Source organism: Streptomyces virginiae, assembly GCF_041432505.1.
GTDB classification, from domain to species: Bacteria; Actinomycetota; Actinomycetes; order Streptomycetales; family Streptomycetaceae; genus Streptomyces; species Streptomyces virginiae_A.
Map to the genome: position 1 here is coordinate 4592179 of NZ_CP107871.1, position 26711 is coordinate 4618889.

At 72.7% G+C, this 26711-nt stretch carries 29 protein-coding genes; 11 read left to right on the forward strand and 18 right to left on the reverse strand.

The window, feature by feature from the left end:
• Positions 1-157: 157 nt before the first annotated feature.
• A complete protein-coding gene (locus tag OG624_RS21420) occupies positions 158-2245 on the forward strand; it encodes a PhoX family protein (protein ID WP_371639710.1) in 2088 nt (695 codons plus the stop codon).
• A 79-nt stretch (positions 2246-2324) separates the two neighbouring features.
• Here OG624_RS21420 and OG624_RS21425 read toward each other — a convergent pair whose 3' ends face one another.
• The 4 genes from OG624_RS21425 to OG624_RS21440 form a co-directional block, all read right to left on the reverse strand.
• A complete protein-coding gene (locus OG624_RS21425) occupies positions 2325-3614 on the reverse strand; it encodes a sensor histidine kinase (protein ID WP_033214732.1) in 1290 nt (429 codons plus the stop codon).
• Entirely contained in the window at positions 3602-4303 is a 702-nt protein-coding gene (locus OG624_RS21430) for a hypothetical protein (protein WP_063733897.1), read from the reverse strand. Before OG624_RS21430 ends, OG624_RS21425 begins: the two co-directional genes overlap by 13 nt.
• A gap of 96 nt (positions 4304-4399) precedes the next feature.
• A complete protein-coding gene (locus tag OG624_RS21435; RefSeq protein WP_202506547.1) occupies positions 4400-6397 on the reverse strand; it encodes an FUSC family protein in 1998 nt (665 codons plus the stop codon).
• An 82-nt stretch (positions 6398-6479) separates the two neighbouring features.
• Positions 6480-7307 (reverse strand): hypothetical protein, encoded by an 828-nt coding sequence (locus OG624_RS21440; protein WP_033214730.1) that lies wholly within the window; start codon positions 7305-7307, stop codon positions 6480-6482.
• Positions 7308-7431: 124 nt separating this feature from the next.
• On the opposite strand from OG624_RS21440, the gene OG624_RS21445 reads away from it, so the two are divergent.
• From OG624_RS21445 to OG624_RS21455, 3 genes are all read left to right on the forward strand, one after another.
• On the forward strand, positions 7432-7920 hold the full coding sequence (locus OG624_RS21445; RefSeq protein ID WP_161291766.1) for an RrF2 family transcriptional regulator: 489 nt from the start codon (positions 7432-7434) through the stop codon (positions 7918-7920).
• A gap of 86 nt (positions 7921-8006) precedes the next feature.
• Positions 8007-8405, forward strand: coding sequence for a RidA family protein (locus OG624_RS21450; RefSeq protein WP_033214728.1), 399 nt, complete (start codon positions 8007-8009; stop codon positions 8403-8405).
• Between the two features lie 66 nt (positions 8406-8471).
• Positions 8472-8876 (forward strand): hypothetical protein, encoded by a 405-nt coding sequence (locus tag OG624_RS21455; protein ID WP_033214726.1) that lies wholly within the window; start codon positions 8472-8474, stop codon positions 8874-8876.
• A gap of 69 nt (positions 8877-8945) precedes the next feature.
• Here the strand turns inward: OG624_RS21455 and OG624_RS21460 are convergent, their stop codons facing one another.
• The 6 genes from OG624_RS21460 to OG624_RS21485 form a co-directional block, all read right to left on the reverse strand.
• Positions 8946-9149, reverse strand: a complete 204-nt coding sequence (locus OG624_RS21460; RefSeq protein ID WP_371588132.1) for a hypothetical protein — start codon at positions 9147-9149, stop codon at positions 8946-8948.
• A 57-nt stretch (positions 9150-9206) separates the two neighbouring features.
• Entirely contained in the window at positions 9207-9599 is a 393-nt protein-coding gene (locus tag OG624_RS21465) for a hypothetical protein (RefSeq protein ID WP_371588133.1), read from the reverse strand.
• A gap of 112 nt (positions 9600-9711) precedes the next feature.
• A complete protein-coding gene (locus OG624_RS21470; RefSeq protein ID WP_326748531.1) occupies positions 9712-10311 on the reverse strand; it encodes a class F sortase in 600 nt (199 codons plus the stop codon).
• A 256-nt stretch (positions 10312-10567) separates the two neighbouring features.
• Complete coding sequence (locus OG624_RS21475) at positions 10568-10816, reverse strand: hypothetical protein (protein ID WP_030714370.1); 249 nt, start codon at positions 10814-10816, stop codon at positions 10568-10570.
• A gap of 21 nt (positions 10817-10837) precedes the next feature.
• Positions 10838-11605 carry a CbtA family protein gene (locus tag OG624_RS21480; RefSeq protein WP_033214716.1) on the reverse strand — a complete coding sequence of 256 codons (768 nt, stop codon included), beginning with the start codon at positions 11603-11605 and terminating at the stop codon, positions 10838-10840.
• A 45-nt stretch (positions 11606-11650) separates the two neighbouring features.
• The gene (locus OG624_RS21485; RefSeq protein ID WP_033214713.1) at positions 11651-11866 is read right to left on the reverse strand and encodes a CbtB domain-containing protein; all 216 of its coding nucleotides are present in this window, start codon (positions 11864-11866) and stop codon (positions 11651-11653) included.
• Between the two features lie 188 nt (positions 11867-12054).
• Between OG624_RS21485 and OG624_RS21490 the strand changes: the two genes are divergently transcribed.
• Positions 12055-12528, forward strand: coding sequence for a histidine phosphatase family protein (locus OG624_RS21490; protein WP_371588134.1), 474 nt, complete (start codon positions 12055-12057; stop codon positions 12526-12528).
• Positions 12529-12621: 93 nt separating this feature from the next.
• Here the strand turns inward: OG624_RS21490 and pucL are convergent, their stop codons facing one another.
• From pucL to OG624_RS21510, 4 genes are all read right to left on the reverse strand, one after another.
• A complete protein-coding gene (gene pucL, locus OG624_RS21495) occupies positions 12622-13539 on the reverse strand; it encodes a factor-independent urate hydroxylase (protein WP_326748532.1) in 918 nt (305 codons plus the stop codon).
• 280 nt (positions 13540-13819) lie between these two features.
• Positions 13820-15169: an aspartate aminotransferase family protein gene (locus tag OG624_RS21500; protein ID WP_161291756.1), complete on the reverse strand. Its 1350-nt coding sequence runs from the start codon at positions 15167-15169 to the stop codon at positions 13820-13822.
• Positions 15170-15279: 110 nt separating this feature from the next.
• Positions 15280-16107 (reverse strand): PaaX family transcriptional regulator C-terminal domain-containing protein, encoded by an 828-nt coding sequence (locus OG624_RS21505; protein WP_033214707.1) that lies wholly within the window; start codon positions 16105-16107, stop codon positions 15280-15282.
• Positions 16104-16721, reverse strand: coding sequence for a GNAT family N-acetyltransferase (locus OG624_RS21510; protein ID WP_033214705.1), 618 nt, complete (start codon positions 16719-16721; stop codon positions 16104-16106). Before OG624_RS21510 ends, OG624_RS21505 begins: the two co-directional genes overlap by 4 nt.
• Before the next feature lie 104 nt (positions 16722-16825).
• On the opposite strand from OG624_RS21510, the gene OG624_RS21515 reads away from it, so the two are divergent.
• Positions 16826-17905 carry an alpha/beta hydrolase family protein gene (locus OG624_RS21515; RefSeq protein ID WP_371639711.1) on the forward strand — a complete coding sequence of 360 codons (1080 nt, stop codon included), beginning with the start codon at positions 16826-16828 and terminating at the stop codon, positions 17903-17905.
• On the opposite strand, the gene OG624_RS21520 is transcribed toward OG624_RS21515, so the two are convergent.
• The 3 genes from OG624_RS21520 to OG624_RS21530 all read right to left on the reverse strand — a co-directional run bounded on the left by OG624_RS21520 (position 17889) and on the right by OG624_RS21530 (position 22031).
• Positions 17889-21164 carry a BTAD domain-containing putative transcriptional regulator gene (locus OG624_RS21520; RefSeq protein WP_371639712.1) on the reverse strand — a complete coding sequence of 1092 codons (3276 nt, stop codon included), beginning with the start codon at positions 21162-21164 and terminating at the stop codon, positions 17889-17891. The two genes, OG624_RS21515 and OG624_RS21520, sit on opposite strands and share 17 nt — an antisense overlap.
• Before the next feature lie 122 nt (positions 21165-21286).
• Positions 21287-21658: a hypothetical protein gene (locus OG624_RS21525; protein ID WP_033214703.1), complete on the reverse strand. Its 372-nt coding sequence runs from the start codon at positions 21656-21658 to the stop codon at positions 21287-21289.
• Positions 21659-21827: 169 nt separating this feature from the next.
• A complete protein-coding gene (locus OG624_RS21530; RefSeq protein ID WP_030011983.1) occupies positions 21828-22031 on the reverse strand; it encodes a cold-shock protein in 204 nt (67 codons plus the stop codon).
• 405 nt (positions 22032-22436) lie between these two features.
• On the opposite strand from OG624_RS21530, the gene OG624_RS21535 reads away from it, so the two are divergent.
• From OG624_RS21535 to OG624_RS21545, 3 genes are all read left to right on the forward strand, one after another.
• Positions 22437-22958: an RNA polymerase sigma factor gene (locus tag OG624_RS21535; RefSeq protein ID WP_051762389.1), complete on the forward strand. Its 522-nt coding sequence runs from the start codon at positions 22437-22439 to the stop codon at positions 22956-22958.
• Entirely contained in the window at positions 22955-23434 is a 480-nt protein-coding gene (locus tag OG624_RS21540) for a hypothetical protein (RefSeq protein WP_051762387.1), read from the forward strand. Before OG624_RS21535 ends, OG624_RS21540 begins: the two co-directional genes overlap by 4 nt.
• Before the next feature lie 114 nt (positions 23435-23548).
• Positions 23549-23914, forward strand: coding sequence for a 5-carboxymethyl-2-hydroxymuconate Delta-isomerase (locus OG624_RS21545; RefSeq protein ID WP_371639713.1), 366 nt, complete (start codon positions 23549-23551; stop codon positions 23912-23914).
• A gap of 49 nt (positions 23915-23963) precedes the next feature.
• On the opposite strand, the gene OG624_RS21550 is transcribed toward OG624_RS21545, so the two are convergent.
• The gene (locus OG624_RS21550; protein ID WP_033215151.1) at positions 23964-24704 is read right to left on the reverse strand and encodes a PP2C family protein-serine/threonine phosphatase; all 741 of its coding nucleotides are present in this window, start codon (positions 24702-24704) and stop codon (positions 23964-23966) included.
• 251 nt (positions 24705-24955) lie between these two features.
• Between OG624_RS21550 and OG624_RS21555 the strand changes: the two genes are divergently transcribed.
• On the forward strand, positions 24956-25201 hold the full coding sequence (locus OG624_RS21555; RefSeq protein ID WP_244290627.1) for a hypothetical protein: 246 nt from the start codon (positions 24956-24958) through the stop codon (positions 25199-25201).
• An 84-nt stretch (positions 25202-25285) separates the two neighbouring features.
• Entirely contained in the window at positions 25286-26656 is a 1371-nt protein-coding gene (locus tag OG624_RS21560; RefSeq protein WP_033214691.1) for an FAD-binding oxidoreductase, read from the forward strand.
• Positions 26657-26711: the final 55 nt, after the last annotated feature.

A 26711-nucleotide genomic window follows, 5' to 3' on the forward strand; every position in this document is an offset into this window, starting at 1 on the left:
AATCACCCGTACACGCTGAGTGAACTGCCGCTCCGACGTGCCGGGTTCACCGAGCGTTCATCCCCGCGCCGCCGCTTCGGCGCAACCCGGGCCTACCGTCCTGGCTGGATCGTACCGACAGGTTGTCGGCGCCCACGCAGCTACTCGGAGGACACTCGTGCGCAAGCTTCTGCCGTTCATCGGCAACCCGCATGGGAGCGGCCGGTCCGCTCTCACCTGTCGTTACCGCTGTGGCGACGCCTGCTTCCACGAGGTGCCGAACACAAGCGACAACGAGTACGTCGGCGATGTCATAGCCCGCGCCTACTCCCGCCGCGCGATGCTGCGTTCCGCCGCCGTCGTGACGGTCGCCACCGCCGCCGGGTCCGCAGTCGCGTTCGGCGGTCCGGGGCAGACCGCCAACGCCACCCCCTCCGCCGACGCCGCCGCGGCCGGCGCGGGCAAGGGCGGCGAGGCCGCCCGTGGTCTGCGCTTCAAGGCCGTCGCGCCGAACACCGACGACAAGGTCACGATCCCCGAGGGCCACGAGCAGAACCTGGTGATCCGCTGGGGCGACCCGATCGTCAAGGGTGCCCCGGGCTTCAACCCCGACAAGCAGACGGCCGCGGCGCAGGCCGGTCAGTTCGGCTACAACAACGACTTCCTGAGCCTTCTCCCGCTCGGCGGTGACTACGAGCGTCAGCAGCTGCTCGTGGCCAACCACGAGTACACGGACGAGAACCTCATGTTCAAGGCGTACGACGCGAACAACCCGACCCGTGAGCAGGTCGAGATCGCCTGGGCCGCGCACGGCCTGTCGGTGGTCGCCGTCCAGGAGGACCACCGCAGCGGCAAGCTGACCGCGATCAGCCGCCACCAGCTCAACCGCCGCCTGCACACGACGAGCGAGTTCCGCCTGACCGGCCCCGCCGCCGGCGGCGCGCTCCTGAAGACCTCGGTCGACCCCACCGGTACCAAGGTGCTGGGCACGCTCAACAACTGCGCCGGTGGCACCACCCCGTGGGGCACCACCCTGCACGGCGAGGAGAACTTCAACCAGTACTTCGCCAACGCCGGCCAGGTCACCGACCCCACCCAGGCCGCTCGCCTGAAGCGCTACGGCGTGACCTCCGGCGCCACCGAGCGCAAGTGGGAGCGGTTCGACAAGCGCTTCGACGTGGCGCAGGAGCCCAACGAGTCGCACCGCTTCGGCTGGGTCGTCGAGCTGGACCCGTACGACCCGAACTCGGTCCCGCGCAAGCGCACCGCGCTCGGCCGGTTCAAGCACGAGGCCGCGCAGCCCCGCCTGACCGAGGACGGCCGTCCGGTCGTCTACATGGGCGACGACGAGCGCTTCGACTACTTCTACAAGTTCGTCTCGTCGAAGCAGATGAAGAAGGGCAATTCGCGCGCCGCGAAGGAGCACAACCTCACGCTGCTCGACGAGGGCACCCTCTACGTCGCCAAGCTCACCGGTGACTCCCCGGCCGCCGAGCTCGACGGCACCGGCAAGCTCCCCCACGACGGCGAGTTCGACGGTTCCGGCGTCTGGATCAAGCTGGCCACCGGCAACGTCTCGCACGTCGAGGGCATGACCGCCGAGGAGGTGTACGTCTTCACGCGCCTGGCCGCCGACAAGGTGGGCGCCACGAAGATGGACCGCCCCGAGGACGTCGAGCCCTCCCCGCGCACCGGTCGCGTCTACATCGCGTTGACCAACAACACCGACCGGGGCAAGCCGGGCAAGGAAGGCGCCATCGAGGCGAACCCGCGCAACCTGAACAAGCACGGCCAGATCCTGGAGCTCGCCGAGAACTTCGACGACCCGGCGGGCGACGGGTTCGCCTGGCGGCTCTTCCTGGTCGCCGGTGACCCGAACGACCCGGCCACCTACTTCGCCGGCTTCCCGAAGGACAAGGTCAGCCCGATCTCCTGCCCCGACAACGTGGCCTTCGACCCGCACGGCAACCTGTGGATCTCCACGGACGGCAACCAGCTCGGCTCCCACGACGGCCTGTTCGGTGTCGCGACGGCCGGCGAGCGCCGCGGCGAGCTGAAGCAGTTCCTCACCGTTCCGCGCGGCGCCGAGACCTGTGGCCCGCTCATCCAGGACAAGCGCGTCCTGGTCTCCGTCCAGCACCCGGGCGAGATCGACGGCGCGTCCGTCGAGAAGCCGCAGTCGGTGTGGCCCGACGGTCCCGGCAAGATCGTCCGCCCGGCGGTCGTGTCCGTGTGGCGCAAGGACGGCCGCAACATCGGTGTCTGACCGGACCAGTTGACCCGAGGGGGTGTTTCACGTGAAACACCCCCTCGGGCGTCCACGTCACTCAACCGGCACATTACGCTCAATTCCCCTCCGGTGTCCTGCCCACGGGAAGCCGGAGCGTCGTCACCGCGCCCCCGTCGGGCGCGTTGGCGAACCCCACCACGATCTCCAGCACGGCCGCCTGCCCCATCACGATGGTGAGCCCCAGACCGTGACCGCGTCCGCGGCCCGGGTCCCCGGTACGGAACCGCTGCGGTCCCCGCTCGATCAGCTCGGGCGGATAGCCGGGCCCGTGGTCGCGGACCACCACCACCGGTCCCTCCACGGTCACCTCGACCGGTGGCCTGCCGTGTTTCCCGGCGTTGAGCAGAAGGTTGGCCAGGATCCGGTCGAGGCGCCGGCGGTCGGTGACCACCACCGTGTCCCGCACCACCCGTACCGAAGGGGCCGGTCCGGCATCCGGCGACGTCCCGCTGCCCGCGGCGGCCGCGGCGACCGCGCGCTCCACGGCCCGGCCGAGCTCCACGCGGGTGAGGTCGGCCCGTTCGACGCCCGAGTCCAGCCGGGAGATCTCCAGCAGGTCCTCGGTCAGCAGGTGCAAGGCCCTCAACCGGTTGTTGATCATCTCCTTGGGTCGGCCCTCGGGGAGCAGCGCCGCCGCGGCCAGTGAACCGGTGAGCGGGGTCCGCAGCTCGTGGGCGACATCCGCCGTGAAGCGCTTCTCGGCCTCCAACCGGCCCTGGAGCGAGCTCGCCATCGAGTCCAGCGCGTGCGCCACGTCCCGTACCTCGTCGCGGGAGCCGCGCGGCCCCGGATCGTCCCCCTCGCCCGGCAGGTTCACCCGGGCGTCCAGGTCCCCGGCGGTGATCCGACGTGCCACGGCGGCCGTGGTCGCGAGCCGCCGGCTGATCCGGTCGGCGAGGAAGAGGCCCGCCAGCGCCACCAGCCCGGCCGCGAGGATCGCGGAGGCGAGGATGGCGGTGTCGATGTCCCGCAGCCGGTCGCGGGTGCTCCCGAAGGGCAGCCAGACGGCGAGGGCTTTGCCGTCCGCGGGCCCGGCCGCCCACATGACGGGCTTGCCGCCCTGCTCGCCGACGATGCTGCCGGTCTGTCCGCCCGCGACGAGCTCGCGCAGTCGCCGGGGGAGGTCGGGCGGGTCGAACACGGCGTTCACGTCGCCGTGCGCGGTGCCGTACTCGTAGTGGCCCAAGGCGTGGTCCAGCTCGGTGGCGGCGGCCTTGCGCACCTCCCCGACCATCTGCCGGGCGACCACGTTGTGCACGAGGATGCCCAGGGCCGCGGCGACCATGCAGCACACCATGGTGGTCGTCAGCGCGATCTTCCAGCGCAGGCTGCTCAGCGCGCGCATCGGGCTCCGTCCCCGCTCGCCGCGTGCGGGCCGAGCCCCGGGCAGTCGTCGAGGGTGAGCTGGGAGAGGTTCATGATTCCGGCCTTCGGGTCCCAGACGTAGTCGGAGACGGCCACGTAGGCGGGGTTCGTGGTGGGCTCGCGGACCGCCAGGTGCTCGGCGGCCACCTCGACGCCCTCCAGCACCCCGCGGCGGGACAGGATCCGGGCGATGTTCCCGTCGTCCTGGACGGTGTAGACGCGTAGCTCGCTGACCCGGCCGTCGATGTCCAGGGCGGTGATGAGCTCCTCCCGGCCGTTGCCCGTCAGGTCGTGCAGGACCGCGGGGCGCACCGGGCAGTCGGGGCCGCCGTCCACAGCCTGTGTGCAGAGCGCGAGCCGCCGGACGGCGCGTGGGTCGACGAGCCGGCCGGTCCCGCCGTCCTGCTCGGCGGCGGAGGTGACGTCGGCGCGTACGACGGACAGCGCGTCCACGCCGCGCATGCTCAGGTCCGTCACCTTGGGGAGCCCGGGGACCACGGCGGCCGTGCCCGGCTTCTGGTCCGGGGCGGGCGGGTCGGGGCGGTGGTCCTTCCACAAGCTCTTGGGGGCGTGCACCGTGCCGAGGTCGCCGTCGTTCTGCAGTCCCTCCACGTCGGCGCACCCCGCGAGGAGTACGGCGAGGACCATCACGGCGGGGACGCGGCGCATGCTCCGATGCTGCCCCGTCCGCTCCCGCCCGGCCCGGGAGCCGACCCATTCGGGGGACGCCGGTCCCGGGCGGGCCCGTGGCGGGCCCGCGGTGGGTCAGGATTCCGGCCGGGCGATGGCCAGGGCCGCCGCGATCTCCTGGTGGACGGGGGCCAGCACACTGCCCTCCGCGCCCGCCGGCGCCGTGTCGTCGACCCGTACCGGGACGGTGCTGCTGCGCACCCGGTCGGCCAGGTCGTGGAGCCGGCGGGCGATCGAGTCGACCTCACCGGCGGGGGGCGGGGCCGCGCCGTGGTTGACCCGGACCCGCGCGGCGGTGGTCGCGTCCACGATCCGTTCGACGGCAACCACCAGCGGCCACCAGGCGGCGGCCCGCGGCCCGGTCGGCGGCGGCTCGGTCAGCGCCCGCTGGAACTCGCTGCGTACGCCCGACAGGTCCCGGTAGATGCGCCGCCGGGCCTGGAGGCGGGCGGTGCGGGCCGCGGCGAACGCGGCCTCGTCGGCGACCGGGGCGAAGGCACGCTCCACGTAGCGGGCGGCGTCGTCCACGGTGTCGGCGAGCCGGTCCCCGATCCGCGTGTGCCAGCTCTCGGGCCACAGCAGGTACCCGAAGACGAGCGTGATGGCGCAGCCGATCAGGCTGTCCACCAGCCGGGGGCGGATCAGGTCGAAGCCCTGGTGGTTGAGCAGGTCCGAGAGGAGCAGGATCACCGGGGTGATCGCGGCGGTCTGGAAGGCGTACCCCTTGGCGGAGAAGGCGGGGATCAGCCCGGCGAGCACCACCATCACCGGGACGTCCCACCATCCGCGCGGCACCTCGGAGAGCACGGCGGCCGCGATGACCAGCCCGCCCGCGGTGCCGAGCGCGCGCAGTACGGCCCGGGAGAACACCGAGCCGAAGTCGGGCTTGAGGACGAAGGTGACGGTCAGCGCGACCCAGTAGGAGCGTTCGAACTCGATCACCGAGACGAGGGACTGCGCGATCCCGATGCACAGCGCGAGCCGCAGCCCGTACCGCCAGGAGGCCCGGGACAGCATCATGTCGCGGACCGCGCGCCGGGCCCGCACCCGCAACGCGGCGGGCCGGCCGAGACGGTCGTCGACGTTGTTCAGGTCGGGGTCGGCGATGTGCACGATCTTCGCCGCGTGGCGCAGGGCGGCGTCGACGGCCCGTTCGGCCGGGGTGTGCGGGGCGGGCAGCTCCAGTACGGGGGCCTCGGTGCGGCCCTCCTCGACGGCGTCGGCCAGCTCCCGTACGGCCGCCGGGATCTCGGGGGGCAGCGGCCGGCCCCGCAGGTGCGCGGCCGGTGCGGCCTCCACCAGCGGGATCACCACGTTGAGCTGGGCCAGCAGGCGCACCAGGGAGGGGCTGCGCCCGTGCACCCGGGCCCGGCGGCCGAGCACGAGGTCGTAGGCGTGGTTGATGGCCTGGGTGACCTCCTGACGGCGTTCGTCGTAGCGGGCGACGGGGCCGCCGGCGGCCTCCAGGGCGTCGGCCAGGGCCCGGTAGGTGTCGGCCACGGCGGTGCGCTCCGGCTGCCGGCGGCGCAGCGGCCAGCCCAGCAGGGTCAGCGCGAGGACGAACAGCCCGCCCGCGGTCAGCAGCAGCGGGGCCGTCCACCAGGGCTCGGGCAGCGGCAGTCCGGCGCCGATCACGGCGTTGAGCAGGAGCAGCAGTCCGGACACGGAGGCGACCGTGCCGATGGAAGAGATCATCCCGGAGACGAGGGCGATGAGGGTGAGCGCTCCGACGGCCAGCCAGCCGTGCCCGTAGACCAGGGTGCCCAGCGCGACTCCGACGGCGCCGACGAGCTGGGGGACGGCGATGTTCAGGACGCGCATCCGGTAGGCGTCGGCGGTGTCGCCGAGGACTCCGGCCAGGGCGCCCATGGAGGCGAGCGCGCCGTATTCGGGCTCGTCGAGGGCGAAGCCCACGGCGAGCGGGACGGACATCGCGACCGAGGCCCGGGCCACGGCGGCCCACGGGATGGGCGCCGTGCTGGGCTTCAGCCCGCCCAGCAGCCAGGAGGGCGGAGCCAGCGGAAGGTGCCGGGCTCTGCGCGACGATATGTGTTCGGTGCGTTCGGTGCTCATTCCCGCTTCCGTGCCCGCCGCTCGGGATTCGGTTCTTCTGGGATCTTCTGCATGCTTCTGTGCGTGTTGGTACCTTCCGAGCTTATGGGGTGCGGCGTAGTCGGCCCATCACCCATGCGGCGAGTACGGCGGCGAGCCCGATCACCAGCACCACCCAGGCGGTGGTGCGCAGGTACGCGGTGAGGGCGTCGTAGACCGCCCCGGCGGCGGGCCGGTCGATGTCGGCGGGCAGATCGTCCAGGGTGAGCCGGCGGCACACCTCCACCGTGAGCCACAGGAGTCCGGCCCCGACGGCCAGTCCCGCTCCGGTGGCCATGACGGCCCGCCGGCGGTGGACAGCGACGGCGATGGCCGCCGCGGCCAGGAGCACGGTCAGTACGGGGAGCCAGACGCCCGCGACTTCGAGCATGTGGAAGCCCTTCCGGAGAGCGGCGAGGTTGTCGTACTCCATGACCTTGACGGTCAGGTGCGTCACCGGGATGCGGTCGGCGAACGGCACCTCGTCGGCGACGAGGTCGCCCCTGACCTGGGCGATGACGGGCGCGAGGTCGATGGTGAGGGCGTCGCCGCGGCCGGTGGTGAGGGCGTCGAGGAACGCGGCGTGGGCGGCGCGGTTGGCCGCGTCCCAGGCGGTCCGGTAGGCGGAGGTGCCGGCGAAGGAGTGCAGGGCCTCGCCGAGCAGGGTGTCGAGGCCGATCTGGAAGGGGCCCGCGTCGATCTGTCCGGCCAGGGCGCGCGAGACCTGCGTGACGACGACCTCCTGCACCTTCGGGTTCTCGGCGAGGGGGGACATGGCGGCGGTGTACCGGTCGGCGTCGCCCAGCTCGCGGTCGGCCCAGTACGCGACGGCGCTCGCGGGCACCAGAAGGGCCACGAGCACGATCAGTACCGTCGACAGGATGGTGCGCACGTCACCAGGGAATGCGGGCGCGGAGCCGGGCGCGAGCGGTGTTGCTGCGGGCGGGTGGTGGGCCGTCGGCGGGCGGGGCGTCTTGCGCCGATAATCCTGGATATTTAATATCCAGAATATGAAGATGAGCGAGGGCGTCGAGTGGGCGCTGCACAGCTGCGTCAATCTGGCCTGGAGCGGTCCGGACCGGGCCGTTTCGGCCGCGCGGCTCGCCGCGTGGCACGACCTGCCGGCGGCCTACCTCAACAAGCAGCTCCAGGCACTGGCCCGGGCGGGCATCGTCACCTCCACCCCCGGGCCCCGGGGCGGCTTCCGGCTGGCCCGCCCGCTCGACGCCATCTCGCTCATGGACGTGGTCGCCGCCGTCGAAGGGGCCGAGGAGGCCTTCCGGTGCGCGGAGATCCGGCAGCAGGGTCCCGGCGCCGGCGGACCGGCGGACTCCGCCCCGGAGCGGGACGCCGCCGACTGCGCCATCGCGCGCGCCATGAGCCGGGCCGAACTGGCCTGGCGCAGGGCCCTCGCCGCCCAGAACCTCGACGAGATCCGGCAGCAGGCCGAACGGCAGGCCCCCGAGGCCCCCGAGCGGCTGCGCGCCTGGCTCGCCGCGCGGTAACCACGGCGCGGCGCACCACGGCACGGCACGACGCACAGCACCGCACCGCACGTACGGAAACGGACAACGGACCAAGGGAGCTCGGCATGACGCGCAGCATCATCAACCCGGCAGGACTCCACACCCCGACCGGCTACGGCTACAGCCACATCGTCTCCGCACCCGGCGAGCAGGTGTTCATAGCCGGCCAGTACGGCTCCGACGAGCACGGCCACGTCGTCTCCGAGGACTTCGCCGACCAGGTCGAGCGGGCCTTCGCCAATCTCCGTACCGCCCTCGACGCCGTCGGCCTCGGCCCCTCGGACGTGGTCCGCATCGGCACCTACATCGTCGGCCACGACCAGCGGAAGCTGGAGATCCTGCTGGAGCGGCTGCACGCCACGTGGGGGACCGAACTGCCCGCCCAGACCCTGATCGGCGTCGCCGCGCTCGCCCTGCCCGACATGCTCTTCGAGATCGACGCGGTGGCCGTGCGCACGCCCTGACCACTGATCCACTTGCCGGTCGGGGGCGGCGGGTGTGCCCTGGATGATGGGAGAGAGGAGCCCGTCATGGCACATGCGGCACCCACCGCCCTCGGGCGGCGCCGGCAGAGCGCGACCAAGACCCACCTGCACAAGAGCGCGTTCGTGGGGCCCGTGCTCCTCGGACTCGTCTACGGATTCTGGGCCGCCTTCATCGAGCGCCAGGCGGGTCCGGTGACCACGGCCAACGTCTTCTACGGGATCCTGTGCGGCGTGATCTTCGCGGCGATCATGTTCGGTCTGGCCCGGGTCGGTCCCCGGATGATGCGCGAGGTCCACGCCGCCGCCTACGGAGCCTTCGGCGGCATCGCGGTGGGCTATCTGCACAGCCTCACCGACCAGTCGATCCTCAAGTCCGTGGTGGTGGGCCTCGCCGTCGCCGCGGGCGTCGGTGCGGCGGCGTTCTACCGCTACTACACGCACGAGGACTGAGCCGGTCGTACGGCCGGGACGGACAGGAGCGCCGGTACACCCGGCGCTCCTGGCGCGTCCGCGCGGTCCCTACGCGGCCGAATCCGCGGGTGCGGTTCGCTGCGGTTCGCTCTCGGGCTCGACGGACGTGGCCGTCGCTGTGGCCGTGGCGGTGGCCGAGGTCGTCGCCGACGCGGTCGACGCGGCCGGCTCGGTCTGCCGGACCGGCGGGGAGAACCGGGTGACCTCGGCGCGGAGCATGGCGTTCAGTGCGGCGTACGGGTCGATGGGCATGGCGGAACCTCACGGTGCTCAGGGGGGTGTGGGGGCTGCGTCCGGACCTCGGTCCGCTCAGCAGCGCAGCACCACACTCCGCACCGGCCGCCGGGACAGGGCCGGTTCGGCCGTCTCCGCGGCGGGCGCGCACGCAGGGGCGCCCGGTTGTTCCACGTGAAACACCGCGAGCGGTGTCCGCCGTACGCCGGGCAGTCCGCGGGTGATCGTCCGTACGGCCGCCCGTGCCTCGGGATCGGGGGCCGGGGCCGGATCGGACGGGCCCTCGCCGGGCTCGGGGGACTCGGCGGGGGCGCCCGGCGCGGCAGGCATGGCGGGCGCGGCGGAGGCGGGGCGGAACTCGGCGGCCGCGGCGCCGGCCGGTCCGGCGCCGAAGACGCACAGCAGCACGACACAGACCACGGTCAGAGCCCTGGCCGGTGCCGAACGCGCGTGGTGCCTCCCGCTCATGCGAGGGGTGTGCCCCGCCACGCCGAAAGACTCCCGGACGGACACCGAGAAGCCCCCGACCGGGGGACGAAGACACCCCCCACGGCTGACAGCAAACCCCGGACCGGTGGGGTCAGCGGGTGCGGCGCTGCCCGGTCAGCCGGGCCAGCACGGCGGTCTCGCCGCCGACCAGCCGTAGTTGGGCCCGACCGGGCGGGCCCTCGTGGCCGGAGGCCCTGCCGGGTGAGATCCGTACGACGGTGAACACGGCCGTACGGCTGTCCGCGCGGGGGATCTCGATGGTCCGGCCCCGACGCAACTCGCCGAGGGGAAGCCCTTCCACGGTCACCACCGCGGTCCCGGCCGTACCGGGCGCCGGCCCCCCGGTGTCCCAGGCGACCTCCGCCCGGTCGCCGTTCAGCGGTACGTCCACGCCCAGGCTCGGGATCCGCAAACGCAGCGGCCGAGCGGCCCGCAGCGGCCCGCTGACCTCCCGCAGCGGCCCGGGGGCGGTCCTCGGCGATCGGGCCCCCGTGCCGGGGGTGTGCTCGCCGGACTGCTCCAGCTCCCGTACCAGACGGCGGTGGCCGGACAGCCCCAACGCCCGTGAGGGCAGCGCGTCGTCGGTGGTCACGGCCGCGGGTCGGGCCCCCTCGGTCCGTTGCAACACCGCGATACCGGTGGACAACAGAACCACCGTCAGCGCGGCGACGGCCCACTTGGCGCGGGGCATGGGATTCCCTCCAGTCCGGCTCGGGCGGCCGGGGTCATGTGAGCAGTGGACACTTCCTCTGCCCATCGGCACCCCGTGCAACACGGTGGACTGACATCGCGTCACGGGCGTGTCGTCGCAGGATCGGTGAGTCTTCGCAGTTCGCGAAGGGTCCACCCGCCCGATCCCCGCCCTGGCGCCCCTGCGCCCGAACGGGTGAGGGTCCGCACCTGCCCGGGCCGTCCCGTCCGGAACGCGTGGGACGGCCCGGAGGGGCTCAGCCGCACATGACGACGGCGGCCGTGCCCGCACCCATCAGCGCACCGGCCAGATGCATGGCCGGGTGGCCGTAGTCGCCGTACCAGAGGTGGCGGGCCAGGCCGCCGAGCGCGGCCAGCGCGGCGATGATCCCGATCTGACCGAAGAGCGTGACGGCGCAGCAGGGGGCCAGGAGCAGCAGGAACGAGTTGAGCCAGAACGGGGCGGCGCCCGTCCAGCCCCGCCATTCCCTGATCGCCGTCGCCATGTACTACCGGCCCCCTCGTGCTCAATCGGTCGGCTGCACAGCCTCCTTGGGTGCGGGGGCGGGCACAAGGGCTCGTTCGGCTAGAAAACCGAAAGCCAGGCCGAAAGTCGTCCACAGTGCCGTCTGGATGGCCAGGGACGCGAGGCGGAACTCCCAGATCAGCGCGGCCGGGAAATCCGCAGGGACCTCGTTGACGCCGGGCAGCAGGGCGTACGCGAGGCCGATGGCCACGACGAAGGCCGCGCCGGCGACGATCGACGCGTTCCCGTTGCCGAGCCTCGGCGCGAGCCGCCGGCCGAGGATCAGCGCGCCGGCCGCCAGCAGCACGCTCAGGGCGATCATCAGCAGGTAGAGGGCGGTCCGTCGGGCGGCGGTCTCGGGGTCGCCCACGGCGGGTGGATTGGCGGGGTACTTGAAGAACGGCACCAGCGTCACGGTGACGTACAGGGCCCCGGTGACCAGGGCGGCCGTGGCCCGCGGGCCGAAGCGGCCGATGCGGCCCAGGGCGAAGCAGTAGACCAGCGCGGCGATGCCGCCGAGGGCGACCGCGTAGAGCAGGACACCGGTGCCGAGTCCGGCCGTGGCCTGGAGGGCCCGGCTGACGGGGGCGTCCTCGCCGTGGTCGTGACCGGCCGCGGCGGCCTCTTCGATGGCGATCGCCGCGTCCACCTTGGACTCACCGAGGAGGTAGGCGACGAGGAAGGCGGCCACGCCGGCCAGCAGGCCGGCGAGCATGCCGCGGACGAGCAGGGTGCGGGGGGAGACCCCACCCGGAGAAGTGGAAGTCATGGTTCGTCTGTTCCCTTGCTGAGACGTCGGTCGGTGGCAGGGGAATCAGTGGCAGGGGAAACCGAGCAGGTGGCGGCCGTCGTGCAGCCACTCGTGGATGGTCTCCCCTTCGAAGACCGAGGTGGCGCCCTGCTCGGCGCCGACGAAGTACAGCAGGACGAGCATGAGGATGCCGACGAACACGGCCCAGGGGGCCAGCGCGGAGAGCGAGAGGGGGGCGATGACGGGCGAGTTCGTCGTGGGCACGGCGGGGTGGGCCATGGCAGAACCTCCAGAGGGAACACGCGTCCCGGTCAGTGGTGCTCGCTACGACGGTGGCGGGTCTGACTTTCCTCCCCCTCGAGGAGGTTTCACAGTGGCGCGACCGTGCCGGATTCTCACCGTGCTTCCGTCGTTCCGTCGTAAGTCAATTGAACCATTTGTGACCGTACCGCGCTTACGCTCCCCTTATGAAGACCCCGTTGGTACGAGTTCGACTGGTCAGTTTCCCTCTGGACGCGGCCGCCCGTCAGGGCCGCTTCGGTCACGCGCGGCCGTGCCCCGGTCACGAGGGACTGCGCGGACTTGCCACGGGTGAGTGGGCCGGGCTGACCCTGGACGAGGTGGCGACCGGGGATCCGGCGGCGGTGCACGCCTGGCTGACGGATCCGGCGTACGCGCCACCGGGCGGGGAGTCCGTGGACGCGTTGATCGCCCGCGTCGGGGCGGAGCTGGCGGGCCTGGCCGAGGGCACGCACCGGGTGGTGGTCGAGCAGGCCGTCGTGCGGGCGGCCGTGGTGCACGCCCTGGAGCTGCCCGCGGCGGCCTTCTGGCGGCTCGACGTCCGACCGGAATCGGTGACCACCCTCACCGGGCGGGCGGGGCGCTGGAACCTCCTGGTCGGGCAGCCGCAGGACGAGCGGTCGACGGACGGGCAGCCGTAGGGGTGGCCGTAGCCGGAGCCGTGGTCGTGGTGGGTGAAACGATTCGGCCCGGACCCCGCGACGCGGTCCGGGCCGAATGGACGACGAGCCGCGTTACGCGACGATCCAGTCGGACGTCGCGATCACCGGCTGCACGCCGTCGCGGTGGATGGTGCCCTCGATCAGGCCGTACGGGCGGTCGGCCGCGAAGTAGACCTCGTTGTCGTTCTTGAGGCCGAAGGGCTCCAGGTCGACGAGGAAGTGGTGCTTGTTGGGGAGGTTCAGGCGCACCTCGTTGACCTTGGGGCAGTTGTCGAGCACGCGCTCGGCCATCTGGTTCAGGGTCTGCTGCAGCGAGTACGAGTACGTCTCCGCGAAGGCTTCCAGCATGTTCTTGCGGACCTTCTTGTACGCCTGGTCCCAGTCGTGACCGGCGTCGTCGGCGGCCAGCGCCGAGTGCGCCCAGCGCGCGGTGACCTTGGTCGCCAGGATGCGGTCGTACGCCTCCTTGAGCGTCGTGTACTTGTCCTTGATGTAGCCGTGGAACTCGGAGTTCGTCGAGTTCATCACCGTCAGGTCCTTCAGACCCGAGATGACCTGCAGGCCCGTCGTCTCGCTGTAGGTGATCTGCGCGGTGCGCACCTCCTGGCCCTTGAGGGCGAAGGAGTGCTGCTCCTTGCGCGTCGGGACCGGGATGCGCTCCCAGGCGAATTCCTCGATGCGGATCTGGGCCTCGCGGATCGGCTGCTGCGAGGAGACGAAGTGCTTGGCGAGCAGGATGCCGAAGGCCTCCGGCGACTCGACGCCGTGCTCCTTGCCGAAGGCGTACACCGTGTTCTTGGTGGTGTCGGTCGGCAGGCAGTTGGCGTTGTCGCCGGTGAGGTGGACGTCGCGGAACTCACCGCGGAGCGCGACCGAGACGTTGAGGTCGCGGATCTCGTGCCAGGAACCGTCGTTGCCCTTGCGGGTCACCTTCACGATGCGGTTCTCGGCCTTGCCGTACTGGTTCTGGGCCAGGACGTGCTTGCTCATGCTGTCTTCCTTCGGGTACTCGGGAACACGGAGTCCGGTCGTCTGGATCCCGTACGCCCGGCGTCCAGCGCCCGCCCGAATCAAGGACGTCCCGCTCCCCGCCGTTCGGCCCCTCGCCGAGGGACCGCCCCGGGCCTGACGTGCATCCCGGTTCGTAGGTGCTTGGCCTGTTGTGTCTTGCGGCCTGCACGGATTGCAGCATGTGTACGGGGGGTTGATCCCCGTACAAATCCTCCGAACACCAGCACCCACGCCTTGGGCGACCCCACAGAACCGCAGGTCAGACGGTGTGAGCGTCCGCCACGGAGAGGGCCTCGTCGAGGATCCGCAGCCCCTTGGCCACGTCGTCCGCCGAGATGTTGCACGGCGGCGCGATGTGGATGCGGTTGCCGGCGATCAGCGGCCAGAGCCCGCCCTTCTTGCAGGCGGCCCCGAACTCGGCCATCGGGGCGTTCTGCGCACCGGAGGCGTTGTACGGGACCAGCGGCTCCCGGGTCTCCTTGCTCCGTACGAGCTCCAGGGCCCAGAAGGTGCCGAGCCCGCGGACCTCGCCGACCGAGGGGTGCCGCTCGGCGAGCGCGCGCAGGCCGGGGCCCAGCAGCTCGGCGCCGGTGCGGGCGGACCGCTCGACGATGCCCTCCTCCTCCATGACGTTGATCGTCGCCACGGCGGCCGCGCACGCCAGCACGTGCCCGGAGTACGTGAGCCCGCCCGGGTAGGGCCGGCGGGCGAAGGTCTCGGCGATGGCGGCCGAGATGGCGACCCCGCCGAGCGGCAGGTATCCGCTGGTCACGCCCTTGGCGAAGCAGATCAGGTCGGGGGTCACGTCCCAGTGCTCGGAGGCGAACCACTTACCGGTGCGCCCGAAGCCGACCATGATCTCGTCGAGGACGAAGACGATGCCGAAGCGGTCGCACAGCGCGCGGACGCCGGCCAGGTAGCCGTCCGGGTGCACGAGCACGCCCGGGGCGCCGCCGACGGTCTCCAGGATGATCGCGGCGATGGACTGCGGCCCCTCGAAGACGATGGTGTCCTCCAGGTGGCGCAGGGCCCGCTCGCACTCCTCGGCCTCGGTGGCCGCGTAGAAGGGCGAGCGGTAGGCGAAGGGCCCCCAGAAGTGCACGACGCCGGCGGTCGCGGAGTCGTTGCCGAAGCGGCGGGCGTCGCCGGTCAGGTTGATCGCGGTGGAGGTGGCGCCGTGGTACGAGCGGTAGGCGGACAGCACCTTCGGCCGGCCGGTGTGCAGCCGGGCCATGCGGACGGCGTTCTCCACGGCCTCGGCCCCGGCGTTGGTGAAGAAGATCTTGTCGAGGTCGCCGGGCGTGCGCTCGGCGATCAGTCGGGCCGCCTCGGAGCGCACGTCGACGGCGAAGCCGGGCGCGACGGTGCACAGCTTGGCCGCCTGCTCCTGGATGGCCGCGGTGACCTTCGGGTGCTGGTAGCCGATGTTCGTGTAGACGAGGGCACTGGAGAAGTCGAGGAAGCGGTTGCCCTGGTAGTCCCAGAAGTACGAGCCCTCCGCGCCGGCCACGGCGAGCGGGTCGATGAGCTCCTGCGCCGACCAGGAGTGGAAGACGTGCTTCCGGTCAGCGTCTTTCACGGCGGCGAGGGCGGCGGCTTCTGCGTTCATGAAACGAGCGTAGTTGTCCGCGATGTGGACGGGCCGGGGGTCGCCCCCGTCGGCACCCGCCGGCCCGCCCGGTCACGCCCCCGCCGGCCCTCCCCTCCCGGCCGCTCCGGTCAGGCCAGGGCTTCGCCGTACAGCCGGAACAGCCGGGGCCCCCCGGCGGGAGCGGCCGCCCCCAGCCGGGCCCAGGCCTCGGACGCCGCCGCCCGGGCCGTCGCACCCGGCCACGGCTGCGGCAGCAGCTCCGGCGGGAGCAGCGGATCGGGGAGCATCGCGGCGGAGAAGGCCGCGGCGAGGGCCACGGCGTGCGCCGGCCCGGCGGCCGGTCCGGGCTCGGGGGGCCGCTCCGCGAGCGCGCGGAGCTCCCCGTACCGCTCCGCGATCTCCGGCAGCGGCCAGAGCCGTTCCGCCAGGGCCCGCGGGTCGCGGGTCCCGCCCACCACGAGGTCCCGGGTGCTCAGGCAGGTCAGTGCCTCCGAGAGGTCCAGATCCGCCGCGTGGGCCCGTATGTACGGGCCGATCGCGTTCGGCGTGACGTACAGCCCGCCCTGGACCGGCGCCGCCCCCAGCCCGGTCAGCGCGTCCCGCAAGGAGTCCCGAGCGGCCCGCGCGGATTCCGGTACGGCGAAGGCGAAGGCGTGCCAGCACCCGTCCCACGGCTCCAGCCCCCGGTCCTGCCGGTAGGCGTGCCGGACGAACTCCACCTCCGGTACGAGGGCCGGCGCGGCCCCCTGCTCCGTCCCCGCCAGGCGCAGCACGGCCCGCCGGCCGCGCCCCTCCACCGTGAACCGGCCCTCGGTCACCAGCCGCTTCACGCACAGTCGCACCTGCTGGTCGGTCATCCCGAGCAGCGCGGCGACCTCGTACAGCTCTTCGCCCGCGACCGTCCCGTCCTCCCGGACCAGCGCGTGCACCACCATCCGTGTGGGGATCGCGCTCATCGTGCGGCCACCTCCTTGTGCATCGTCGTCACGCCCCCGAATCCCAGTACGTCCCGCAGCCAGGGCGTGCGCCGCACCTGGACCGCCCGGAACCCGTGCCGCTCGTACAGCTCCTGGGCCCGCGGGTTCTCCTCGACCACGTCGAGCCGGATCCGCCGGCATCGCTGCTCCACGGCGATCGCCTCGATCTCCCGCAGCAGCAGCCCGCCGATGCCCCGGCTCCGCTCGGCGGGGTCCACGGCGATGCCGTCCATGACCAGCTCGCCGCGGGCCGGGGTGCGCTCCAGCAGGGCCAGCAGGAACACCCGGTACAGGCCTCGGACCCGCCCGTACGTGGCCAGGACCGCGGCCGCGTCGCCGCCGATCAGGCCGCGCCCGGCCAGCTGGTAGCCCGCCACGCCGACCACCCGGCCGTCCGGGTCGCCCCCGCCGCCGGACAGCGCGGTGACGGCCCGGTCCGCGTGCAGGTGGCCGGCGATGAACCGGCGCCCGGCCTCCGGGGGGCCGAGCGCGCGGCCCAGCTTTTCCCCGAAGGCCTCCCAGTACAGCTCGGCGACGCGCGCGGCGGCCCCCTCGGGCAGCCCGCGCCGTACCTCCACGCTCTCCGTCGTCATACGCACAAGCTTAATACGTTCATTGCCGCTACGATCGTTTTTGATATGAGCGAATAAAGGGAACGAGTGAACGAACGAACGAGCCGAGGAACCCGGAGCCGCAGATGACCGAGACCCGCACCTTCCGCACCTCCCGCACGTCCCGAGCGTCCCGAGCGTCCCGCCCACCCCGCGCACTCCGCCGGGTGCTCCTGACCGTCCTCCTCCTCGCCACCGCCCTGCTCCTCACCGGAGTCGTCCTGTGGCAGCACGACTACGGCCTCCACGAGGAGCGCGTCACCGTACCCGCCGCGGGCCACGACCTGCCCGGTGTTCTCGCCACCCCCACCGGCCGGGGCCCCGGACCCTTCCCGCTCGTCGTGCTCGTGCACGGCGACGGCGAGGTCGACGCCACCCACGACGGCTTCTACCGCCCCTACTGGGAGGCCTTCGCCCGCGCCGGATACGCCTCGCTCTCCCTCGACAAACCAGCCGACTGGCTCGGCCAGACCATGGACGACCGGGCCCGCGAGACCGTCGACGCCCTCACCTGGGCGGCCCGCACCCGGCCCGAGATCGACCCCGCCCGCATCGGCCTGTGGGGCGCCAGCCAGGCCGGTTGGGTCATGCCCAAGGTGGTGGCGCGGGCCCCCGCCCCCGGGGTGCGCTTCGTCATCGCGGTCGGCACCGCCGTGAACTGGGAACGCCAGGGGGAGTACAACCTGCGCGCCGAACTGCGCGCGGCCGGGGCCGACGCCGAGCGCACGGCGGCCGCCCTACGCACCCGGGAGGCCACCCTGGCGCTGCTGCGGCGCGGGGCGACGTACGAGGAGTACCGGGCGAGTCCGGGAGCCGACCGGGAACTCACCGCGGAGCGCTGGACGTTCATCAGTCGCAACCACACCGCGGACATGACCGCGGACCTGCGGGCGATGCCGCCCGTCCCGGTGCTGCTGATCTCCGGCGCCGACGACCTGAACGTGGACGGCGCCGAGACCGAGGCGCTCCACCGGAGCGTGTCGGCACCCGGCACCCTCACGGTCCGCCGCTATCCGGGGGCGACGCACGCCCTGCTGCGCACCGAGGTCGAGCGCTCCCCCTGGCGGTTGACCCTGACGGCCGTCTTCGCCCCGCGCAAGCTCTTCCCGCCCGGCCTGCTCGCCGACCAGCGGCGCTTCCTGGAGGAACTCAGCCGCCCAGCGTGAGCCGCGCCAGTTCCCGCACGGCCGCCGGGCCCGAGGTGCCCTCCCCGTGCGCGTACCGCTCGCGCGCGTACCCCTCGTACCCGGCGTCGCCGAGCACGGCGCGCGCCGCGGCCTCCACCCGGGCCGCGTCGGGGCGCGCACGGTCCGGCCCGCCGCGGACGGCCAGGGCCGCGGCCAGCAGCCGGGCCGCCTCCCCCGGCCGGTCCAGCCGTACCGCCTGGTCCGCGACGCCCACCAGCACCTGGGCCAGCGTCGGCGCGTGCCCGGAGGCCGCGGCCAGCTCCAACGCCTGCGCGCGATGGGCGCGGGCGGCGGCCAACTCCCCGTCCGCCGCGTCCAGATACCCGAGGGAGTCGAGCACGACCGCCTCGAACACCGGATGCACGGCGACCTCGCGGACCGCCGTCCTCGCCCGTGTCAGTTCGGCCCGGGCCGCGGCCGTCTCGCCGTTCCAGCGCGCCAGGTCCGCCTTGCCGTGCGCCATCATGGCCAGAGCCTCGGGCCAGCCCGCAGCCACCGCGTCCCGCTCCGCCCGGGCCATGGCCGCGGCGCTGCCCGCCGGGTCCCCGGCCAGCCCGAACAACTGCGCCTGCCGGACCCGGGCGTACAGCCGGTCCTCGACGGCGCCCAGCTCGCCGATCACCGCCACGGCCTCCTCGTAGTGGCCGATCGCCGCGCCGTGGTCGCCGCGCCGGGCCACCAGATCGGCCAGCAGCGTCAGCGCGAAGGAGATCCCCCAGCGTTCCCCGAGCCCGCGGAACCCGGCCAGGGCCGCCTCGATCGCGGCCTCCGCCTCGGCGGGCGGGCCGCCGGCCCCCAGCAGGGTCTTGGCGCCCTCCAGCCGGGCCTGCGCCCTGACCCAGGGGTCCTCGTCGGCCAGCAGTCCCGCCCAGGCGTCCGGTGGGGCCGCCTCGCCCGTGTGCGCACCGCGCACCAGCCGGTCCAGGGGCTCCAGGAAGCGGACCACCGGGTGCCGGCTCCCGGTGCGTGCGGCGAGCAGCAGCCCCTGGCCGAGCAGTTCCGCGGTCCGCCGGTCGTCGCCGAGGCCGGCTGTCGCGAAGAGCGCCGCCAGCGCGCAGGCCACGGCGCGGGCCTCGTCGCCCCCGTCCGTCCCGCTGCCGTCGCCGTCGCCGTCGCCGTCCGTCTTGTCCGGGACGGGCAACGCGAGGGCCCGCGCGGCCAGTTCGGCGCCGTCCGCCTTGTGCCCGCCGAGCCACCAGTACCACCCGGCCGCGGCCACCAGCCGTACGGCCGCCCGCGCGTCGCCCGCCGTGATCGCGCCACGCAGTGCCGCCGCCAGGTTGTCGTGCTCTGCGGTGAGGCGTCCGAGCCACTCCAGCTGTTCCGCGCGCCGCAGGTACGGGTCCGCGGCCTTGGCCAGGGCGGTGAAGTACGCGGCGTGCGCGCGCCGGAGCGGCTCCCGTTCGTCGGCCTCCTCCAGTCGCTCCAGTCCGTACGCGCGGATCGTCTCCAGTAGCCGGTAGCGTCCGTCGCCCGCGGTCACCAGCAGGGACTTGTCGGCCAGCGAGGTGATCAGGTCGAGCACGTCGTACGCCTCGACCGGCCCGCCCGCGCAGACCTCCTCGGCGGCCTCCACCGTGGCCCCGCCGGGGAAGGTGGCGAGCCTGCGCAGCAGTGCCCGCTCGGCCTCCGTCAGCAGCTCCCAGCTCCAGTCGACCACCGCCCGCAGGGTCCGGTGTCGGCGCTGCGCCGTCCGCGCGCCGCCCGTCAGCAGCCGGAAGCGGTCGTCGAGCCGGGTCGCGAGCTGCTCGACGCCCATCGTGCGCAGCCGGGCCGCCGCCAGTTCGATGGCCAGCGGTATCCCGTCGAGGGCCCGGCAGATCCGGGTCACGGCGCGGGCGCTCTCCTCGGTGACGGCGAAGTCGGAACGGGCCGCCGCCGCACGGTCGTTCAGCAGTCGTACCGACGCGTACGACAGGGCCTGCGTCGCGTCGGCGTCCGAGGGCGGGAGGGCCAGCGGGCGCACCGGCCACAGGGCCTCGCCGGTGAGGCCGAGGGGCTCCCGGCTGGTCGCCAGGATGCGCAGGCCCGGGCAGGCGCCGAGGAGTCGGTCGGCCGTCGTGGCGGCCGCTTCGATCAGGTGCTCGCAGTTGTCGAGGACCAGCAGGGCGGTGCGGGTGCGCAGGGCCGCGGTGAGGCGGTCCAGCGCATCGCCGGTGGTGGCCGCCTGGTCCCGTAGGCCCAGCGCGTTCAGGACGGCCGGTGCCACGTCGGCCTCCGCGCTCAGCGGTCCGAGCTCCACCAGCCAGACGCCGTCGGGGAATCGGGCGAGGAGGGGGCGGGCGCTCTGGACGGCCAGCCGGGTCTTCCCGGCGCCGCCGGGTCCGGTGAGCGTGGTGAGCCGGAACCGGGCCATGAGGGAGTCGACCTGGTCGAGGTCCTCGTCCCGGCCGACGAAACTGGCCAGCCCGGTCCGCAGGTTGGTCGGTGGCGACGGTGACGGCGTCGGCGAGGGCGATGGTGACGGCGTCGGTGCGTAGGTGGCGGGCGGCGGGCCGGCGGGGACCTCGACCTGTCCGCGCAGTACGGCGGTGTGCAGGGCGGACAGCTCCGGTGAGGGGTCCACCCCGAGTTCCTCGGCGAGGGCCGTGCGCGCGTTCCCGTAGACGGTGAGGGCCTCGGCGGGCCGTCCGGCCGCGACGAGCGACCGCATCAGCGCCCCGACGAGTCTTTCGCGCAAGGGGTGTTCGGCGACGAGGGAGGTCAGCTCGGCGGTGAGCTCCCGGCCGCGTCCCACCCGTAGATCCGCCTCGACCCGGTCCTCCAGGACGGCCGTCCGCAGCTCCGACAGGCGGGTCACCGGAGCCCGGAAGAAGGGGGAGGCCGCGACGTCCAACAGGGCCGGGCCGCGCCACAGTTCCAGGGCCTCGCGCAGCAGCCGGGCCGCGGTGTCGGGGTCCCGGGCCAGTGCCCCGCGGCCCGCGGAGGCCAGCCGTTCGAAGCGGACCACGTCGACCGCGTCGGGTTCGACGACCAGGCGGTATCCGGCCGGATGCGATTCCACGTCGATGCCGGGCAGGGCCCGGCGCAGCCGCGACACCAGTGCCTGAAGGGCGTTGGGGGCGCCGGCCGGTGGGGTGTCCTGCCAGATGCCGTCGACGAGGAGCTCGGAGGCGACCACCCGTCCCGGTTCGAGGGCCAGCAGGATCAGCAGCGCCCGCAGGCGGGGTCCCCCGACTCCGACGCCGCTACCGTCCTCGCCCCGTACGTCCAGGGCCCCCAGCATCGAGATCCGCATGGCGACATTGTGCGGGGAGGCCCGGCGGCATCGCCATTTCGTTGTTCCGGACCGGTTCGTCGGGGACGGCGCCCGCGGGTGAATTCACGGGCGGCCGTCCTCGGTCGGGTCGGGCCGGTGGGTTATTTGTCGGAGTAGCTGAAGTCCCCGACGGTCCAGGCGCTCACGTCCTTGACCGCGATCCGGTACATTCCGCCGGTTTCCGGGATACCCAGGGTGCCCTGGAGGATGCGTGCCACGTGGAAATGAAGGTGCGAGGGTGCCCCGGTCTGCTGTCTGTCGCCGCGTCCGGGAGAGCTGAAGATCTCGGCGAACGGGGCCAGCTGGTCGGAGTCCCGCAGGACCTCGGCCACCCGCTGACGCCAGACGCTCTCGGGGGCGAGGCGGCCTGTGATGACGGCGCCGTGGACCACGACGGTCAGGGACATCTGATTGGTCTGCTCCGACTCGACCTTGGTGGCGAGATCGATGAGCAGGTCGTCAGGGATCGACATGGGCACGGACTCTAGCAAGCGTGCTCGGTCACGGGCCTGGCTTCCGGGGAGTGGCCTGTTCGGCGCGCTCCGGGACATGCGGACGGCCGAGGCCCGCACCCCAGGGTGCGGGCCTCGGCCGCGTCTGCGCGCCGACGCGGGCGTCGGCGTGGACCTCGGACGTCAGGCGTCAGGCGGGAACGATGTTCTCGGCCTGCGGGCCCTTCTGGCCCTGCGTGACGTCGAAGGTGACCTTCTGGCCTTCCTGAAGCTCACGGAAGCCGGAAGAGGCGATGTTCGAGTAGTGGGCGAAGACGTCGGCGCCGCCACCCTCCTGCTCGATGAAGCCGAAGCCCTTTTCCGCGTTGAACCACTTCACGGTGCCAGATGCCATATGAATTCTCCTTTGGGGCAGTGCCCGGATCCGCACTGTGCGGGACCGGTGTCGCCGTGATGATTGCCCCGACCGGAACGAGTACATTTCACTGCATGCACCGGAAATAAAAAGTGCGCCCACCGAAAATCCGGTGAGAGCACTTGTAAGTTTTTTGGGAACCACAACTGCAACGAACGTCACCGTAGCACAGTGGATGTCGGCGGCCATGGAAATGTCGGCGTGGCTCAGATTTGATTCCACGCCCGAGCGGTGGAAATTCGAGCCGGAAAATCATATGAGCGGCAGCGCGTTTTTTCGTGGAGCGTCTCCCGCCCCGGCACCCGTGTGGCGCAGATCACGGGAATGTTCGGCCGGTCCGCGCCCTCCTCCTTCCTGAGAGCCCGTCAAGAAGGAGGAGGCCCGATGAGCGGCGCAGCGGGTACGCAGGGGCGGGCCGACCTGGCCCCGCTCGTCCGTGCCGCCCAACGCGGCGACAGCCTGGCCACCGAAGAGCTGCTGGACCTGCTGACCCCGTACGTCGGCCGGCTGTGCGGCCCGATCGCCCTGCAGGACGGTCCGGACGCCACCCAGGAGGCGCTGATCGTGATCTTCCGGAACATCGGTCGACTCCGCGAACCCGCCGCCCTGTTCGGCTGGGCGCGGGTCATCGCCGTACGGGAGGCGGTACGGATCGCCCGCGCGGCCGCCCGGTCCGTACCGGACCCGCTCGACGACGTGCCCGCGCCCGACGATCCGCAGCTCGCCGCCGATGTGCGTGACGTGCTGGAGCGGCTCTCCCCGGCGCACCGCGCCGTCCTGGTCCTGCGCGACCTCGAAGGACTGGACGAGCACTCCGTCAGCGCCCTCCTCGGCGTGCCCGAACCCACCGTGCGGACCCGGCTCTTCCGGGCCCGCCGCACCTTCCGGAAGGCGTGGGAACGTTGAACGACTCCTGGCCGGTCGTCGCCGAACTCGACGCCGTACGCAGGCTGCGGGTGATCGCCCGCGCCACCCCCGGCACCACCTTCGCGGAGCGACCGGTCGGCGCCCCCTTCGACCGGGTCTGGGGGCTCGTCCGCGACCTGGAGCACCAGATGCCCCTCATGATCGGCGACATCCGCTCCTTCACCGTGACGTCCGCCGTCGGGGAGCGCCTGGAGGCCACGGCCCGCAGTCCGCTCGGCATGCGGGCGCGCTTCGACATCGTGCTGCGGCCGGGGTGGTGCCTGATGCGGAGCCGGTTCGTGATCGGCGGCATGGCGGCCGTGGCGGAGGGGGACGGCACCCGACTCGCCTTCTTCGGTGGCCTGCGCCTGCCGGGCATCCGACTGGCGCAGCCGGTGCTGCGCCCGCTGATGGCTCCGCTGGGCGCCAGGGCGTTGGGCCGGCTGACCGATCAGCTGGAGGGGCCCGGAGGGTGATGGCCGAGACCGCCCTCCTGGCGGGGCGGGCTCGGTTACCGTCGCTCGGGTACCCGCCGACCGGCGCGGGACCGGGGCCCGTCGCCCCGAATCCGTAGAGCAGGGAGAGACCCCGTGCCCCACGCAGTCGTCGACTACTCGGACTCGCTGACCGGTGCCTTCGACCGGCGGGCGTTCGCGCTCGAACTGCACGCGCTGGTGGTCGAGATCCTCGACACCGTGGTCGGCAACTGCAAGACGCGCTTCCACCGGCTGGAGGAGTCCGTGGTCGGGGAGGGCACCGACGCCCGAGCGGTGGTCGTCCACGTCGAGCTGGCCATCGCCCGTGGCCGCACGGCCGGGACGAAGTCGCGCCTCACCGCCGCGGTGCTGGAGCTGGTGGAGCGCCACACGGCGAAGGCCGCCGGCCTGGAGATCCACGCCTCGGTGGACGTACGGGACCTGGGCGAGGCCTACACCAAGAGCATGACGACCCCCTGAGGCGCCCTGAGGTGCCCCGAGGCTCCCGGCAAGATCCGAAAGAGGCGGCCTAGGCGCCGATGCGCAGCAGGGCCAGCGTGATGTTGTCGGGGCCGCCGGCGTCGATGGCGGCCCGCCACAGTTCGAAGGCCGCCCGGCCGTCGTCGTGGACCCGCAGCAGCCCCTCGATCTCCTCGGTCGGCACCGGGTCGGTCAGCCCGTCGCTGCACACCAGGTAGCGGTCGCCCTCGGACACCGGGAAGGCTTCGATGTGCGGGGTGATCTCGTTGTACCCGCGGGTGCCGCCGAGGACCTGGGTGACCGCCGAGGTGGTGCGGTGCCCGGGGGTCGGCGGCGGGCTGTCGTCCACGCTGACCTGGCGCAGCCCGTCCTGCCCGGCGTGGAACACCTTGCTGTCGCCGACGTTGAACATCAGCAGCGAATCCGCCAGGACGAGGGCCCCCGCGACCGTGGTCCCCATGGTGGCCAGCTCCGGCCGCCCCTCGGTGGCCGAGTACACGGCGCGATTGCACATGCTCAGCGCGTCACCCACGGCCTCCGCGCTGTCCAGCGTGGACCCGATCGAGGAGAGCTGGCGCACCACCAATTCGCTGGCGACCTCGCCGGCGGGCTGCCCGCCGAGGCCGTCGGCGACCGCGACGACGAGCGGTCGGCCGAAGGGGAAGACCAGGGTCTGCGGATTCTGGGTCACGGTCCCGCACAGGGTCCACGGTCCGATGACCAGGCTGTCCTCGTTGTGCTCGCGCACCAGCCCGACATGACTCAGGGCGGTCACAGCTATGTACGGCACCTCGACGTCCCGCCTCTCGGCCGTGGCCATGACCACGGCTCCGGCAACAGCGACAGCGACGGCAGCGCGACGGCGCTCGCGTCCGTCCTCACCATTGTCACGCCGCTCCGGCATGCGGGGGGCGGCGCGCCGGAGCACCCTGGTCGTGGAGCCGCCTGTTCTCCGACCGGTGGCCCTGCGAGGAAGGACTGCCGCAGATGTTCGCGAGGCTGAGCACCTACCAGGGATCACCGGTCCCCGCGGAGGGAGACGTGAGCGCGAATTCGGAGGCGATTGTCAGGCAGGTCCAGGACGTTCCCGGATTCCGGGGGGTCTACTACCTCGTCGACCGGGCCACGGGCGTGGCCAAAACGCTGACCTTGTGGGACGACGAACGGACGATGCTGGACAGCGAGGAAGAGGCCGCGCGGATCCGCGAGCGGACGGCGCAGCGGGAGGGCCAGCGGATCGTCTCGGTCGAACGCTTCGAGGTCGGCTTCAGCCACCTGCAGCCGTAGCACGAGAGCACAACGGCTCGACAGCTCGACGGCTCGACGGCTCGACGCAGCGTGGAACGACGTGATGCACGAGGAGCGATGGCCATGGGCAAGCTCTCGATCGACCAGTTGCGAGAACGGGTACGCGGCGCGGTCGTCACCCCGGACGACGCGTCCTACGACGAGGCGCGCAAGGTCCACAACGCCATGATCGACCGGAGGCCGGCGGCCGTCGTGCACTGTGCCAACGCGGGGGACGTCATGGCCACGGTGGACTTCGCCCGGGAGAACGGGCTCGACCTGGCGGTGCGGGGCGGCGGGCACAGCGTGCCCGGCTTCGGCACCTGCGACGGCGGCGTGGTGGCCGACCTGTCCGGGATGCGCGGGGTCCGCGTCGACGCCGCGGGGCGCACGGCCCGCGCGGAGGGCGGGGCGACCTGGGGCGACTTCAACGCCGCCACGTACGCCTTCGGGCTGGCCGCGACCGGCGGGATCATCTCCACCACGGGCGTCGGCGGCCTCACCCTCGGCGGCGGCATCGGTTACCTGGCCCGCGGACTGGGGCTGAGCTGCGACAACCTGATCTCGGCCGATGTGGTGACCGCGGACGGCCGGCTCGTCGTGGCGAGCGAGGACGAGAACGCCGACCTCTTCTGGGCGCTGCGCGGCGGCGGTGGCAACTTCGGCGCGGTGACCTCGTTCGAGTTCCGGCTGAGCCCCGTCAAGGACATCTACGGCGGGCCGATGCTCTTCGAGCTGGCGGACGCTCCCACCGTGCTGCGCTCCTTCGCCGACCACATCGCCGACGCGCCGGAGGAACTCGGCGGGTTCCCGGCCTTCCAGATAGCCCCGCCGCTCCCGTTCATCCCGGAGGACCGGCACGGTGACACCTTCGCGCTGATCGTGGCGTGCTGGACCGGGCCGCTCGACGAGGGGGAACGCGCCCTCCAGGCCTTCCACGACTTCGCGCCGGTGGTCGCCGAGCACGTCGGCCCGATGCCCTACCCGGCGCTCAACAGCGCCTTCGACGCGCTCGTACCGCCCGGCCTCCAGCACTACTGGAAGGCCAATTTCGTGACCGAGCTGACCGACGACGTGATCGACGCGCACCTGCGGCACGCGCCCGGCCTGCCCGCCGTGAACTCGACGGTCCACATCTACCCGATCAACGGCGCCTGCCACCGCGTCGCACCGGACGCCACGGCCTTCGCCTACCGGGACGCCTCGTTCGCCACGGTGATCGCCGGGATGTGGCCCGACCCCGCCGACAACGAGACCGCCACGGCCTGGGTGCGCGACTACTACGACGCCACCGCCGCGCACTCGGAGGAGGGCGGCTACATCAACTTCATGGCCGATGACGACCAGGACCGGATCCGGACCAACTACAAGGGCAACTACGACCGCTTGGTCGCGGTCAAGCGCGCCTACGACCCGGAGAACCTGTTCCACCTGAACCAGAACATCCGCCCCTAGGAGGCTCCGGCGGCGGCTCCGGCGGTGGCTCCGGCGGCGTAGCGGTCCGGATGCG

What these genes read in the sequence shown, in the direction of transcription:
- OG624_RS21425 (WP_033214732.1), bottom strand. Translation starts at nt 3,614, where the DNA reads ATGCGCGCGCTGAGCAGCCTGCGCTGGAAGATCGCGCTGACGACCACC.
- OG624_RS21430 (WP_063733897.1), bottom strand. Translation starts at nt 4,303, where the DNA reads ATGCGCCGCGTCCCCGCCGTGATGGTCCTCGCCGTACTCCTCGCGGGG.
- OG624_RS21435 (WP_202506547.1), bottom strand. Translation starts at nt 6,397, where the DNA reads ATGAGCACCGAACGCACCGAACACATATCGTCGCGCAGAGCCCGGCAC.
- OG624_RS21445 (WP_161291766.1), top strand. Translation starts at nt 7,432, where the DNA reads ATGAGCGAGGGCGTCGAGTGGGCGCTGCACAGCTGCGTCAATCTGGCC.
- OG624_RS21450 (WP_033214728.1), top strand. Translation starts at nt 8,007, where the DNA reads ATGACGCGCAGCATCATCAACCCGGCAGGACTCCACACCCCGACCGGC.
- OG624_RS21455 (WP_033214726.1), top strand. Translation starts at nt 8,472, where the DNA reads ATGGCACATGCGGCACCCACCGCCCTCGGGCGGCGCCGGCAGAGCGCG.
- OG624_RS21460 (WP_371588132.1), bottom strand. Translation starts at nt 9,149, where the DNA reads ATGCCCATCGACCCGTACGCCGCACTGAACGCCATGCTCCGCGCCGAG.
- OG624_RS21465 (WP_371588133.1), bottom strand. Translation starts at nt 9,599, where the DNA reads ATGAGCGGGAGGCACCACGCGCGTTCGGCACCGGCCAGGGCTCTGACC.
- OG624_RS21470 (WP_326748531.1), bottom strand. Translation starts at nt 10,311, where the DNA reads ATGCCCCGCGCCAAGTGGGCCGTCGCCGCGCTGACGGTGGTTCTGTTG.
- OG624_RS21475 (WP_030714370.1), bottom strand. Translation starts at nt 10,816, where the DNA reads ATGGCGACGGCGATCAGGGAATGGCGGGGCTGGACGGGCGCCGCCCCG.
- OG624_RS21480 (WP_033214716.1), bottom strand. Translation starts at nt 11,605, where the DNA reads ATGACTTCCACTTCTCCGGGTGGGGTCTCCCCCCGCACCCTGCTCGTC.
- OG624_RS21485 (WP_033214713.1), bottom strand. Translation starts at nt 11,866, where the DNA reads ATGGCCCACCCCGCCGTGCCCACGACGAACTCGCCCGTCATCGCCCCC.
- OG624_RS21490 (WP_371588134.1), top strand. Translation starts at nt 12,055, where the DNA reads ATGAAGACCCCGTTGGTACGAGTTCGACTGGTCAGTTTCCCTCTGGAC.
- pucL (WP_326748532.1), bottom strand. Translation starts at nt 13,539, where the DNA reads ATGAGCAAGCACGTCCTGGCCCAGAACCAGTACGGCAAGGCCGAGAAC.
- OG624_RS21500 (WP_161291756.1), bottom strand. Translation starts at nt 15,169, where the DNA reads ATGAACGCAGAAGCCGCCGCCCTCGCCGCCGTGAAAGACGCTGACCGG.
- OG624_RS21505 (WP_033214707.1), bottom strand. Translation starts at nt 16,107, where the DNA reads ATGAGCGCGATCCCCACACGGATGGTGGTGCACGCGCTGGTCCGGGAG.
- OG624_RS21510 (WP_033214705.1), bottom strand. Translation starts at nt 16,721, where the DNA reads ATGACGACGGAGAGCGTGGAGGTACGGCGCGGGCTGCCCGAGGGGGCC.
- OG624_RS21515 (WP_371639711.1), top strand. Translation starts at nt 16,826, where the DNA reads ATGACCGAGACCCGCACCTTCCGCACCTCCCGCACGTCCCGAGCGTCC.
- OG624_RS21520 (WP_371639712.1), bottom strand. Translation starts at nt 21,164, where the DNA reads ATGCGGATCTCGATGCTGGGGGCCCTGGACGTACGGGGCGAGGACGGT.
- OG624_RS21525 (WP_033214703.1), bottom strand. Translation starts at nt 21,658, where the DNA reads ATGTCGATCCCTGACGACCTGCTCATCGATCTCGCCACCAAGGTCGAG.
- OG624_RS21530 (WP_030011983.1), bottom strand. Translation starts at nt 22,031, where the DNA reads ATGGCATCTGGCACCGTGAAGTGGTTCAACGCGGAAAAGGGCTTCGGC.
- OG624_RS21535 (WP_051762389.1), top strand. Translation starts at nt 22,437, where the DNA reads ATGAGCGGCGCAGCGGGTACGCAGGGGCGGGCCGACCTGGCCCCGCTC.
- OG624_RS21560 (WP_033214691.1), top strand. Translation starts at nt 25,286, where the DNA reads ATGGGCAAGCTCTCGATCGACCAGTTGCGAGAACGGGTACGCGGCGCG.